The organism is Mycolicibacterium stellerae, from assembly GCF_003719305.1.
GTDB classification, from domain to species: domain Bacteria; phylum Actinomycetota; class Actinomycetes; order Mycobacteriales; family Mycobacteriaceae; genus Mycobacterium; species Mycobacterium stellerae.
Window position 1 is genome coordinate 246,988 of the sequence record NZ_RARC01000001.1, and the last position, 12,540, is coordinate 259,527.

General features: G+C 66.8%; 9 protein-coding genes. 3 read left to right on the forward strand and 6 right to left on the reverse strand.

From position 1 onward, the window contains the following. Positions 1 to 274: 274 nt before the first annotated feature. The 3 genes from D6M19_RS01185 to sucC all read right to left on the reverse strand — a co-directional run bounded on the left by D6M19_RS01185 (position 275) and on the right by sucC (position 4,033). On the reverse strand, positions 275 to 1,801 hold the full coding sequence (locus tag D6M19_RS01185; protein ID WP_123023324.1) for an acetyl-CoA acetyltransferase: 1,527 nt from the start codon (positions 1,799 to 1,801) through the stop codon (positions 275 to 277). A gap of 153 nt (positions 1,802 to 1,954) precedes the next feature. Next, on the reverse strand, positions 1,955 to 2,857 hold the full coding sequence (gene sucD, locus D6M19_RS01190; protein ID WP_123023325.1) for a succinate--CoA ligase subunit alpha: 903 nt from the start codon (positions 2,855 to 2,857) through the stop codon (positions 1,955 to 1,957). Between the two features lie 12 nt (positions 2,858 to 2,869). Beyond that, the gene (gene sucC / locus D6M19_RS01195) at positions 2,870 to 4,033 is read right to left on the reverse strand and encodes an ADP-forming succinate--CoA ligase subunit beta (RefSeq protein ID WP_123023326.1); all 1,164 of its coding nucleotides are present in this window, start codon (positions 4,031 to 4,033) and stop codon (positions 2,870 to 2,872) included. A 255-nt stretch (positions 4,034 to 4,288) separates the two neighbouring features. Here sucC and D6M19_RS01200 point away from each other — a divergent pair, with 255 nt between their 5' ends. Beyond that, positions 4,289 to 5,383 carry a M23 family metallopeptidase gene (locus D6M19_RS01200; RefSeq protein ID WP_164478277.1) on the forward strand — a complete coding sequence of 365 codons (1,095 nt, stop codon included), beginning with the start codon at positions 4,289 to 4,291 and terminating at the stop codon, positions 5,381 to 5,383. A 2-nt stretch (positions 5,384 to 5,385) separates the two neighbouring features. Then, the gene (locus D6M19_RS01205) at positions 5,386 to 5,973 is read left to right on the forward strand and encodes a hypothetical protein (RefSeq protein WP_407665279.1); all 588 of its coding nucleotides are present in this window, start codon (positions 5,386 to 5,388) and stop codon (positions 5,971 to 5,973) included. Positions 5,974 to 6,089: 116 nt separating this feature from the next. Here D6M19_RS01205 and pcrA read toward each other — a convergent pair whose 3' ends face one another. Beyond that, on the reverse strand, positions 6,090 to 8,414 hold the full coding sequence (gene pcrA / locus D6M19_RS01210) for a DNA helicase PcrA (RefSeq protein ID WP_123023328.1): 2,325 nt from the start codon (positions 8,412 to 8,414) through the stop codon (positions 6,090 to 6,092). 200 nt (positions 8,415 to 8,614) lie between these two features. Here pcrA and D6M19_RS01220 point away from each other — a divergent pair, with 200 nt between their 5' ends. Continuing rightward, positions 8,615 to 8,914 (forward strand): chorismate mutase, encoded by a 300-nt coding sequence (locus tag D6M19_RS01220; protein ID WP_123023329.1) that lies wholly within the window; start codon positions 8,615 to 8,617, stop codon positions 8,912 to 8,914. 9 nt (positions 8,915 to 8,923) lie between these two features. Here the strand turns inward: D6M19_RS01220 and D6M19_RS01225 are convergent, their stop codons facing one another. Both D6M19_RS01225 and D6M19_RS01230 read right to left on the reverse strand, forming a co-directional pair. Continuing rightward, positions 8,924 to 10,978 (reverse strand): SGNH/GDSL hydrolase family protein, encoded by a 2,055-nt coding sequence (locus D6M19_RS01225; RefSeq protein WP_407665285.1) that lies wholly within the window; start codon positions 10,976 to 10,978, stop codon positions 8,924 to 8,926. Positions 10,979 to 11,064: 86 nt separating this feature from the next. Next, positions 11,065 to 12,513: an NAD-dependent succinate-semialdehyde dehydrogenase gene (locus tag D6M19_RS01230; RefSeq protein WP_123023330.1), complete on the reverse strand. Its 1,449-nt coding sequence runs from the start codon at positions 12,511 to 12,513 to the stop codon at positions 11,065 to 11,067. Between the last annotated feature and the right edge of the window lie 27 nt (positions 12,514 to 12,540).

The window sequence follows — 12,540 nt, forward strand, 5'->3', positions numbered from 1 at the left end:
CCGCACTCGCGTAGTCGACTACGCGTGCCCCGCCGTCCGGTCGGCACGAGAGTCGTAGACACCAGAGCTTCCGCATGACCCAACGAAAGGGAATCCCATGCCTTCCATCAGCCCGCTGATTGCCCGCGTATTCGATGATCCGCACGCAAACGTTCGCCACAACAGGCGGGCAAACCGGACCCGTGTCGAGTCCAAGGGACGCGTGGCCAAACGTCGCGCACGATGACCCGGGCCCCGCGATAGTCGATTTCGACTCATCACTGCTTGCGTGGGATTAGGCCAGGCGTGCGCGGTTGCCGTGCTCGGTGGACGTCACGACGATGTGTGCGCCGAGCGGATCGCCGTCGGACATCAGGCCGACGAGATCCTCGTCCTCCGCCAGCGCCATGAACCGGGAGTCATCGGCGTCGAGCCTGCCGATGATGACCCCGGTGCGCACCGGCCAGTCGTAATGCACAGAGTAAGTCTCGACCGTCGCGGGGCCGTCAACCTCTTCCGTCACGGAAACCGCTGGTAACGCAGCGATCTCGTCGTTCAGCTCCTTGCTGCGATCGGTCCGCCAATCGACCGGCATGGTCGAGTAGATGCCAACCGAATACTTGCTCATCGTTCCGCCGTTGGCGCCGACCAAGCCGAATCTGCCTGGCTTGTCGCGCATCTCGGCCACCGTCTCGGCAATCGCGTGCAGCGAATAGCTGTTCCCGGGCCCGCCGAAGTAGGGCAGCCCGCCCGTCAGCGTCAGCCCGCGCGGGTCGTCGCCGTTGATGCCAAGGGCTTCGCACGCGACGAAGACGGGAAACGGGAAGCAGCTGTAGAGATCGAAGGTATCGATATCGTCGACGCCGATCTGCGCGACGCGCAGTGCCTCCTCGACGGCATGCACTGCCGCGGGGCTGGCGCCCAGGTCGACGCGGTCCAGCAGGGCCTGCTCGACCATGTCGGAATGGCCGTGCACGTAGACCCACTTCTCCTCGGGCACCCCGAGGCGACGCGCGGCGTCCACCGACATCATCACCGTCGCCGCGCCCTGGTTGACCTGATCGCGAGCGACCAGCAGCCGCGGGTAGGGGTCACAGATCATCCGGTTGTCGTCGGTGACGGTGACGATCTCCTCGACGGAACGCTCAACCGGCGACGACGAAAACGGGTTCTTGGCAGCGATTTTCGACAGCGGCGCGAACAGCTCGGCCATCTGCAGGCGGTAGTCGGCGACGCTCTGGCCGAGCCTGGCGCGGCGGGCGTTGTCCAGCAGCCCGTACTGCACCGCGGCGCCCGTCAGCCCGTGTTTGGCGGTGTACTCGCTGATGTACTGCTGAATCTGGTGGCCGCGGTCTTCGATCTGCCCGTCGATGTGCTCGCTGAAGTCGGGCTTGTCGTCCCGCTTCGCGAAGTAGCGGGCCGTCGAACCCGGCTCGGAGCCGATGATCATCACGACATCGGCCTCGCCGTTGGCGATCGCGGTGCCGAACTCGGTGACGAGCTTCTGCGGCCCCTGGCCGCCGACGGGCTCGATCACCGAGCGGGCCGGCTGCCCGCCGAGCCGTTGCATGACCGACCGCGGGTAATTGTTCGACTTGCCAAGCCTGGCGGGCATCGGCCCGGAGATCTCGAACTGACGGAGGCCGACAACGGCATCGATGGCCTTGGCGACGTCGTCTCGGTCGGCAGCGGTGTCGGTCAGCGCGGCCTTGGCGGCCTCTGTAGCCAGCTCGACCGAGGACATGCCCCGGTAGTCGGGGTCATCGATCTTCTCGGTGAACTGGCCCACGCCGACGAGTACAGGGGTACGCGGGTCGACCATTACAGACCTCCTGACGACTGTTAATTCGTCAGGCTAACTGAAAACTGGAACGTGTTCCTAATCTTGCGGCGTCCGTCACACCGCGAGCGTGCGCACTTGTACGCGTTGCCGCGGCGTGTCGTGGGCAGACACGCACGCTCGCGGTGCAACGGGCTACAAGGTTTTCAGGATTTCCCGGGCCAGGTTCGCGGTCTCCGACGGAGTCTTGCCGACCTTGACGCCTGCGGCCTCGAGCGCTTCCTTCTTGGCGGCCGCGGTGCCCGACGAGCCCGACACGATCGCGCCCGCGTGGCCCATGGTCTTGCCTTCCGGCGCAGTGAAACCCGCGACATAACCGACGACGGGCTTGGAGACGTTGGCCTTGATGTAGTCGGCCGCACGCTCCTCGGCGTCGCCGCCGATCTCACCGATCATCACGATGACCTTGGTCTCGGGGTCCTTCTCGAACGCCTCGATGGCATCGATGTGGGTGGTGCCGATGACCGGGTCGCCGCCGATGCCGATGGCCGTCGAGAAGCCGAAGTCGCGCAGCTCGAACATCATCTGGTAGGTCAGCGTGCCCGACTTCGACACCAGGCCGACCGGGCCCGAGCCGGTGATGTTGGCGGGCGTGATGCCCGCGAGCGCCTCACCCGGCGTGATGATGCCGGGGCAGTTGGGACCGATGATCCTGGTTTTCTGGCCCTTGTCGACGTTGTAGGCCCACGCATATGCACTGTCCTGCACCGGGATTCCCTCGGTGATGACGACAAGCAGCGGGATCTCGGCGTCGATGGCCTCGATGATCGCGTCCTTGGCGAACTTCGGCGGGACGAAGACGACGGACACGTCGGCGCCGGTCTCCTTGATCGCCTCGGCGACGGTGCCGAACACCGGCAGCTCGACGTCTTTGCCGTCTTTGTCCTTGTGCGACACCGTCGTTCCCGCCTTGCGGGCATTGACGCCACCGACCAGCTGCGTGCCCGCCTTCAGCATCAGCGCGGTGTGCTTGGTGCCCTCGCCGCCGGTGATGCCCTGGACGATGACCTTGGAGTCCTTGTTCAGAAAAATCGACATGTCAACGGTCCCTTACTTGTTCGCCAGCTCGGCGGCTTTGTCGGCGCCGGCGTCCATGGTGTCGGCCTGGATCACGAGCGGGTGGTTGGCGTCAGCGAGGATGCGACGGCCCTCCTCGACGTTGTTGCCGTCGAGGCGGACGACGAGCGGCTTGTTGGCCTCGTCGCCGAGGATCTTCAGCGCGTTGACGATGCCGTTGGCCACGGCGTCGCAGGAGGTGATGCCGCCGAACACGTTGACGAACACGCTCTTGACCTGAGAGTCGTTAAGGATGACGTCGAGGCCCGCTGCCATCACCTCGGCCGACGCGCCGCCGCCGATGTCGAGGAAGTTGGCCGGCTTCACGCCGCCGTGCTTCTCGCCCGCGTAGGCGGTGACGTCGAGCGTCGACATGACAAGGCCCGCGCCGTTGCCGATGATGCCGACCTCGCCGTCGAGCTTGACGTAGTTGAGGTCGTGCTCTTTTGCCTTGAGCTCCAACGGATCTGTGGCGTCGCGGTCCTCGAACTCCGCGTGGCCGGGCTGCCGGAAGTCGGCGTTGGCGTCCAGCGTGACCTTGCCGTCCAACGCGAGGATCTGATCATCGGGCGTGCGCACCAGTGGATTGACCTCGACCAGCGTGGCGTCCTCCGCGACGAACACTTCCCACAGTTTCTGGATCGTCACCGCGGCCGCGTCGAGTACCTCGGCGGGCAGGTGGCCCTGCTCGGCGATCGAGCGCGCGGTAGCGAGGTCGACGCCCTTGACGGCATCGACGGGCACCTTGGCCAGCCGGTCGGGCTTGGTGGCGGCGACCTCTTCGATCTCCATACCGCCCTCGACCGAGCACATGGCCAGGTAGGTGCGGTTGGCACGGTCGAGAAGGAAGGAGATGTAGTACTCCTCGGCGATGTCGCTGGCCTCGGCGACCAGCAGCTTCTTCACGATGTGGCCCTTGATGTCCAGGCCGAGGATGTTCTGCGCGTGGGTGAACGCGTCGTCGGGGGTGGCGGCGTACTTCACGCCACCCGCCTTGCCGCGGCCGCCGACCTTGACCTGTGCCTTAACCATCACCGGCTTGCCGATCTCCTCGGCGATCGCCTTCGCCTCTTCGGCGGTGGTGGTCACCCGTCCGGGTGTGGTGGGAACGTTGTGCTTGGCGAACAGCTCCTTCGCCTGATACTCGAAAAGATCCATCAGCTCGCTGTCTGTTTAGGAACGCTGTCTGTTTGACTTCTGTGTATGCACCCGACGGGTTCGGGGGAACTTTATCGACACCAGTCGAAGACTCCGGCACCGCCCACCGGTCATGTGGCAGATCTCACCGGGCACCGAGGGTGATACAAGTCACATTCTTGGTAGGAATACTCTCTCGGGTTGCCGAGAACATTGGGATTTGGTTAACGTCTACCGGTCTAGATAACGTTCCGGTCACGACAATAAGGATTCAGGTTGGCGGGGCACCGTTCTTTCGAATCTCCTTCCGGAGGCGCGTCGAACGCTCGCAATAGATGGGTTGACCCCGAAGCCACTGAAATCACCGACATCATTCCTTTCAATGAGTTCGGAAAGCTGTCTGACCTGGAGTTTCATCACAGTTCCGCGTTCGATCGCGAATGCCAGGTCATGCACGCGCCCGAGCTGGACGACATGGCCGACACCGACGACCTGATCCCGATGCGCCTCGTCGTGCCGTCGGAATTCCGGCCCGACGTGCGCGAAGAGCGCGGCTCGTCGTCGCGCGGGGCGCGAAATACAACGCACGCGTACCGCGACAGCAAGACCGACGTCAGCGACGGCATGGCGGCCACCGACATCATCGACATCACCGCCCGCCGTGCCGCCCAGCACCGCAAGGAGACCGCCACCGCGGTCAAGGGCAGGCTGATGATCGCGGCGATGGCCGCAGGCGCCACCGCGGCCGCCGCGCACTCGGTGATGAACAACTCCGACACCACAACCACCGACACCGTGCTGGCCTCAGATCAGTCGACGCTCGCCGCGGGCGCCATCGCCGGCTCCACCGACGGGATGCAGGTGGTGACGGTCGCATCGGCCACCGAAGCCGTTGTGCACGCCGAGGAGATCACCAAGGCGGCCGCATTCGCCCAGGAGCGGGCCGAGCGGGAGGCGCGGCTACAGCGCCCGCTGTTCGTGATGCCGACGAAGGGCGTATTCACCTCCGGCTTCGGCTATCGCTGGGGCGTGCTGCACGGCGGCATCGACATCGCCAACTCGATCGGCACCCCGATCGTCGCCGCCGCCGACGGCGTCGTGATCGACGTGGGTCCGACCGCCGGCTACGGCGCATGGGTCAAGCTGCGGCACGCGGACGGCACCGTCACGCTCTACGGCCACGTCAACACCTGGACCGTCAGCATCGGCCAGCGAGTCTGGGCAGGCGACCAGATCGCCACAATCGGCAACCGAGGCAACTCGACCGGCCCGCACTGCCACTTCGAGGTGCTTCTGAACGGCACCGACCGCATTGACCCGGTCGGCTGGCTGGCCAAACGGGGTCTCAGCCCCGGCAGCTACTCTCCGTAGGTGTGACCGAACCGGACCTTCCCGATGAGTCCGAAGAGGATTCTGCTCCGCCCTCCGACGGGTTGTCCGCGCCCAAGACCAGCATCATCCGGCGTGCGCCGACGGGGTCACTGCCCACTCTCGACGAACCGCACACCACGCACATCAGTTCCGGCAGCCACCCGGAGCAGCCGACCACCTACTTCCCGCGGGCCACGCCGGTATCGATCCGCGGGCGCCGGACAGCGCGGCCGAAAATGGCGGCCGCGACGGCGGTCTTCTCGATCGTCAGCGGCTGGGCCACCGCGGTCATCGCCACCGACCTGATCACCGGCTGGTGGTCGTCGGACCGGCTGTTCTGTGTCGCTGTCGGATTCCTGACGTTGGTCTCCGCGGGTGCCCTGATCAGCGGGTTGATCGCGCTTCTGCTTCGACGCCGGATGGCAAGGACGCTTGTCGTCGTCGGTTCGGTGATCGGGCTGATGATCTTCGCGAGCCTGTTCATCGCCGGCGCGAAGCTGGCGCCCCTGGTTTACGCGATACCCGCGCTTCCGGTGATCACGATCGTGCTGGCGCTGCTACCCGCCACCGCGCGGTGGGCCCGGCCGTAATCGCGCGCCGAGTGTTCGCGCATCGCGGTGCCCGCATCTCAAACCCCGTACGGATGGGCGGCCTCGTCCGGATGGGCGGCGTGGGCGCACCGCGCCCGGCCGTATCGCCTGCGCGGCTAGAGCTTCGATACCGGAGCGTGGTTGTGCATCAGCTTCACGCGCCCGGCACTGCCGAAGTCGATCAGCGACATGGCGGATTCGCCCATCCCGGAGACCTCCTCCACCCGCCCGAGGCCGTACTTGTCGTGGGTGACGCGATCCCCCGGCTCCAGCACGATCAAGGCGCGCTTGCCCGCCGCCGAGCGGGTAGGCGACGGCCGGGGCGTGCCGAAGCGACCCGCCCCGCTGACCGGCGCCGACAATGACGGCGCGGGATCGACGCGCCGCCAGTCGATGAGCTCCTGCGGGATCTCGCGAAGGAACCGCGACTCGGGGTTGAGCATCGGCTGACCCCATGACGAGCGGACCTTGGCGCGGCTCACGTAAAGTCGTTGGCGCGCACGGGTTATGCCGACGTAGGCCAGTCGCCGTTCCTCGGACAGTTCGGTGGGATCGCCGAGCGCTCGCATATGCGGGAACATACCGTCCTCCCAGCCGGTCACGAACACGACGGGGAACTCCAACCCTTTGGCGGTGTGCAGCGTCATCATGGTCACCACGCCTGCGCCGTGCTCGGGCAGGTCGTCGGCGTCGGCGACGAGCGACACCCGCTCGAGGAACTGCGCAAGCACACTGGTGTCGGGCACGTCCTCGTCGTCCAGATCCGTTCCCAACGCCTCGGCATTCGCCAGGTCGATGCTGAATTCGTGTGCGACGCTGACTAATTCGTTCAGGTTATCCAACCGGGCCAAATCCTGCGGGTCGCTGGACGCCTCCAGTTCCGTGCGATATCCCGTGCGGTCCAGCACCGCCTCGACCAGCTCACCCAGCTCGCCGTCCAGACGCCCACGCAGTTCGTCGAGCATCTCGACGAAGCCGCCGATGCACTTCTCGGCGCGGGTGTTCAGCATCGGCACCTTGCCTTCGGCGGCCGCCTGCAGGGCATCGTTGAAGCTGGCGCCGGTGTTCTCGGCGTAGACAGCGACGCAGGCTTCGGCCCGGTCGCCGATCCCCCGCCGCGGGGTGTTCAGGATTCGCCGCATGCTGACCGAGTCGCCCGGGTTGTCGAGCACCCTCAGATAGGCCACGATGTCGCGGATCTCCCTGCGCTCGTAAAAGCGAACGCCCCCAACGACTTTGTACGGGATTCCGGCCCGGATGAACACTTCTTCGAGGGCGCGTGACGAGTTGTTTGTGCGATAGAACACCGCGACGTCGTTGTAGGTGATGTCGCCGGCACCGTTAGCGCCGTCGACCAGCGCGTCGATCTCCTCGGCGACGAACCGCGCCTCGTCGTGCTCGTTGTCGGCGACGTAGCCGACGATGAGTTCGCCTTCGCCCGCGTCGGTCCACAGCCGCTTCTCGCGGCGGCCGCTGTTGCGGGCGATGACGGAGTTGGCCGCCGTCAGGATGTTCTGCGTCGAGCGATAGTTCTGTTCGAGCAGAATCGTTGTGGCATTGGGGTAGTCGCGTTCGAAGTCTTCGATGTTGCGAATGGTCGCGCCGCGGAACGCGTAGATGGACTGGTCCGCGTCGCCCACGACGCACAGTTCGGCAGGCGGGACGGATCCGTCGGACTCGGTGGCCCCGCCTCCTACCAGCTCACGCACCAGCACGTACTGCGCGTGGTTGGTGTCCTGGTACTCGTCGACCATGATGTGCCGGAAGCGCCGCCGGTAGTACTGGGCGATCTGCGGAAAGGCTTGCAGCACAGCGACTGTCTCGCCGATGAGATCGTCGAAGTCCAGCGCGTTGGCCGCGCGCAGCCGACGCTGGTACTCACCGAAGACCTCGGCGATGATGCGGGCGAGCTCCTCTTCGGCCTCCGATGCCTCGGCCGCGGCCTGCTGGGGCCCGATCAGCTCGTTTTTGAGGTTCGAGATCCCGTTGGCCAGCAGCCGCGGCGAGTACCGCTTGGTGTCGAGCCCCATGTCCTTGCCGATCATCAGCAGCAGACGGCGTGAATCGTCGGCGTCATAGATCGAGAAGTTGGACTTGAGGCCCGGCAGCAGCGACGCCTGATTGCGGAGGATACGCACGCAGGTGGAGTGGAACGTCGACACCCACATCGACCGGGCCCGCGGGCCGACAAGCGACACGACCCGTTCGCGCATCTCGGCGGCCGCCTTGTTGGTGAACGTGATGGCCAGCACCTGCCCGACCCCGACGTCGCGGGCGGCCAGCAGATAGGCGATCCGGCGGGTGAGCACGGCCGTCTTACCCGATCCGGCGCCCGCCACGATGAGCAGCGGCGAGCCTTCGTGCAGGACTGCTTGGCGCTGCTGGGGGTTGAGTCCGTCGAGGAGCTGGTCGGCGGCCGAGTCGGTTACGTGCACACTCATGTCCGTCCTAACTTACCGCTGCGCGCGGACATTCTTTGCGCTGGCGGCGGCCGAGATGGCACACTTATTTGGTGCTCAACAGGCAGCATCGATTTTTCTACGGGTACCGGCCAGCGGTGCCCGTGGTTTAGCTGCTTCCAAGAGCCCCGCGGTCCGCTACCGGATCCGGGGCTCGTTTCTTGTGTGAGGCCCGAAACCGGATGAGACCACAACCCCCACACAATGAGGAGCCCACAATGTCTATCGAAACGGAACCCGTGGCCGAAATCGACGATCTGCGCCTGGAGATCGACCGGCTGGACGCCGAGATCCTGGCGGCGGTCAAGCGTCGCACCGAGGTGTCCCAGATCATCGGCAAGGCCAGGATGGCATCCGGCGGCACCCGGCTGGTGCACAGCCGCGAGATGAAGGTCATCGAGCGCTACAGCGAGCTCGGCCCTGAGGGCAAGGACCTCGCCATGCTGCTGCTGCGCCTTGGCCGCGGCCGCCTCGGCCACTGAGCGAAACCGCTACTTGCGGAGCGCGTTCTCGAGCCACGGCGTCAGCCAGTTCACCGCTTCCGGCGTTGGGTGCAGCCCGTCGATACGCATCTTGATGCCGTCGATCCTGTTGGTGTAAACGCCGTCGGGACCCAGCTTCTCGTTGAGATCGAGCACGGACGCGTACTTGCGCTGGCCGACGACACGGCGCAACAAGGTGTTCCACTCGTCGACGCGATCGGGCTCGTCCTCCGGGTAGAGCGACCCGTCCGGCTGTTCGCCGCGCCTGTTGTACGGGGTGGTCGTCACGACGACGCGGGCGCCGGTGGATCCGAGGATGTCCAGCGCGCGGCGCAGTTCGCCTGCGATGTACCCGTCGAAGCCCGGATCGCCGACGTGTGTCCAGTGCCCTTCGTTGACGCGGTCGACGGTCTCCCAGCGGCCGATGATGAGCAGCACAACGTCGGGCTTGGCGTGGCTGATCCGCTGGGCCCAGCGGGCAGGCCAGGTCTCGCATTCGGGCTTCTGGGTGAGCGTCTCGCCGGTTGACCGGTACGGCCCGCCGCGGGCGATGCCGCAACCGATGGTGGTGTAGTCGATGAACTTGAACCCCGGCGTCGGCGGCAGGTAGCGCATCATCGTCCACGCCATCGAGTCCCCGAACACCGCGACCGTGCGGGTACCCGGCGCAGGTGCAGCGTTCCCGCCGATCTCGACCGGCACCTCCGGCTGCACGGCGGCGGCGAGGACGTCGGGACCCTGGCGGCCTTCACCGGCCTGCTTGATGTCGACAGGCACCACGACCATCGTCGCGACCGCAGCGGTCGCCAACGTCGCGACGGCAAGCCGCAGCTGCGGAACATGCACCGGCCGCCAGCGCTTGATCGGCTGCTCGATCAGCCACCACGACATCGCGGCCAGAGTCACCGTCGCGAGCGCCCGGACCGCGAACAGCTCCATGCCCGTCAGGCCGGTGCGTTCGCCGTTGAGCGCGAGGAATACCGGCCAGTGCCACAGGTACACGCCGTAGGAGATCATGCCAAGCCACACCAGCGGCGGAAGCGCAAGCACCCGCGCGACGAGCCCGCGCTGCTCCAGCGCCACCGGGGCGACGATGAAGACCGCAGCGACGGCCACCACGGTCAGCAGTCCGCGGCGGAACTCAGGGGCGGTGCCGGTCGCGAAGTGCGCGACGACCCCGAGCATCGTCAGCCCGATGACCGGGAGTATCTGCGCGATCCAGCGGCCCCAGCGCGGCCGGATCTGCCTGCCGTAGCGGGCCAGCTCCGACCAGTCGCGCACCAACAGCGCTGCCGCGGCGGCGCCGACGAGCAGCGCCTGCACGCGGGTGTCGGTGCCGAAGTAGACGCGGTTGAGCGACGAGTCCGACACCATCAGGAGCGCCGCGGCCGCCGACGCCGCCGCACCCGCGATGGCGATGCCCGCGACGGCCATCCGGACGGTCCGCAGCTTCGGCCGGGTGTCTCGGTGCCTGGTGAGCAACGCGAGCAGCACGGCGACGGCCACCAGCACCAGCGGCCACACGACGTAGTACTGCTCCTCGACCGCGAGCGACCAGGTGTGCTGCAGCGGCGACGGCGGGTCGCCCTGCGTGAAGTAGTCCGTGCGGCGGAACACGAAGACCCAGTTGGCTGCCCAGAAGAAGGCGGCGACGGCGTCGTCGCGCACGGCGCTGACCGCTTCGGACGGGAACACTTCGCGCAGTACGACGACCGTCATCACGACGACGATCAACGCAGGCAGCAGCCGTCGGGCGCGGCGCACCCAGAACGCAGGCAGGTCTATCCCGCCGGTGCGGCCAAGCTCCTCGAGAAGCAGCGAGGTGATCAGGAATCCGCTAAGCACGAAGAACACGTCGACGCCGATGAATCCGCCGGGAACGCCGGGGATTCCGCCGTGATCGGCGAGCACAAGCGCGACCGCCAACGCGCGGATGCCGTCCAGCGCAGGGATGCCTGCCGGACCGCCGGTGCCACGCCGAGGTCGAGGCGACGCCCTCGGGGCGCCCCGATCGACGGCGCGCTCGGGCGGCGCGACCCACCGGTGGCCACTCACCGATGGAATCTTTCCCGCGCGAGCAGACGCAAAAGTCCCCGACACGCCGAGCGCCGGGGAGCTTTTGCGTCTGCTCGCGGGTTGGGCCCAGATCGCTACTTGGTCAGCGCTATGTACTTCGTCTCGAGGTACTCGTCGATGCCCTCGAATCCGCCTTCCCTGCCGAAGCCGGATTCCTTGACGCCGCCGAACGGCGCGGCCGGGTCGGAGATCACTCCGCGGTTGACGCCGACCATGCCGGCCTCGATGCCCTCGGAGACCCGAAGGGCGCGGTCGAGGTCGCGGGTGTAGATGTAGGCGGCCAGGCCGTACTCGGTGTCGTTGGCGGCGGCCACGCCCTCCTCCTCGGTATCGAAACCGGTGATCGGGGCGACCGGCCCGAAGACCTCCTCCTTGAGGATGCGGGCGTCGGCGGGCACGTCGGCCAGCACCGTGGCGGGGTAGAAGTTGCCGGGGCCGCCGGGTGCGACGCCGCCGACGGCGACGGTTGCACCCCGCGAGACGGCGTCGGACACCAGGTCGGCGACGGTGGCCACCTGCTTGGCGTTGATCAGCGGGCCGAGCGTGGACGACGAGTCGAGGCCGTTCCCGACGGTGAACTCGCTCATCCGCTTGACCAGCTTCTCGGTGAACTCCTCGCGCACGGAGTTGGCGACGTGGAAGCGGTTGGCCGCCGTGCAGGCTTCGCCGCCATTGCGCATCTTGGCCAGGATCGCGCCGTCGACGGCGGCGTCCACGTCGGCGTCGTCGAACACCACGAACGGGGCGTTGCCGCCCAGCTCCATCGACTGTCGAAGCAGCGCATCGGATGCCTGCTTTGCCAGCGCCTTGCCAACGCCCGTCGAGCCGGTGAAGGTCAGTTTGCGCAGGCGGCCGTCGTCGATCAGAGCGGTGGTCACCTCGCCGGGGTGCTTCGTGGGCAGCACCGAAAGCACGCCCTTTGGCAGGCCCGCCTCGTCCATCAGCTTGGCCAGCAGCAGCATCGTCAGCGGTGTCTCCTGGGCGGGCTTGACGATCATCGTGCAGCCGGCCGCCACCGCGGGCCCGATCTTGCGGGTGCCCATCGCCAGCGGGAAGTTCCACGGGGTGATCGCGTAGCAGGGCCCGACGGCCTGCTTGGTGACGATGATGCGACCGGTGCCTGCCGGGCTCGGCGTGTAGCGGCCGTGGATGCGCACGGCCTCTTCGGCGAACCAGCGGAAGAACTCCGAGCCGTATTTGACCTCGCCCATGCTCTCGGGCAGCACCTTGCCCATCTCCAACGTCATCAACGTGGCGATGTCCTCGGCGCGTTCGCTGATCTTCTCGAACACCGCCCGCAGCACCTCGCCGCGTTCGCGTGGCGGCGTTGCCGCCCATTCCGCCTGCACCCCGGCCGCGGCATCGAGCGCGGCGATCGCGTCCTCTGCTGTGGCGTTGGCGACCGAGGTCAGCACCGAGTCGTCGGACGGGTCGAGGACGTCGAACGTCGACGACGCCTCACGCTCCTCCCCGCCGATCCACAGGCCGGTGGGAACTGACTTCAGCAGCGCGTTCTTATCCATAACTCCCTCTTACACCTTTGGTCAATT

What these genes read in the sequence shown, in the direction of transcription:
- D6M19_RS01185 (WP_123023324.1), bottom strand. Translation starts at nt 1,801, where the DNA reads ATGGTCGACCCGCGTACCCCTGTACTCGTCGGCGTGGGCCAGTTCACC.
- sucD (WP_123023325.1), bottom strand. Translation starts at nt 2,857, where the DNA reads ATGTCGATTTTTCTGAACAAGGACTCCAAGGTCATCGTCCAGGGCATC.
- sucC (WP_123023326.1), bottom strand. Translation starts at nt 4,033, where the DNA reads ATGGATCTTTTCGAGTATCAGGCGAAGGAGCTGTTCGCCAAGCACAAC.
- pcrA (WP_123023328.1), bottom strand. Translation starts at nt 8,414, where the DNA reads ATGAGTGTGCACGTAACCGACTCGGCCGCCGACCAGCTCCTCGACGGA.
- D6M19_RS01220 (WP_123023329.1), top strand. Translation starts at nt 8,615, where the DNA reads ATGAGACCACAACCCCCACACAATGAGGAGCCCACAATGTCTATCGAA.
- D6M19_RS01230 (WP_123023330.1), bottom strand. Translation starts at nt 12,513, where the DNA reads ATGGATAAGAACGCGCTGCTGAAGTCAGTTCCCACCGGCCTGTGGATC.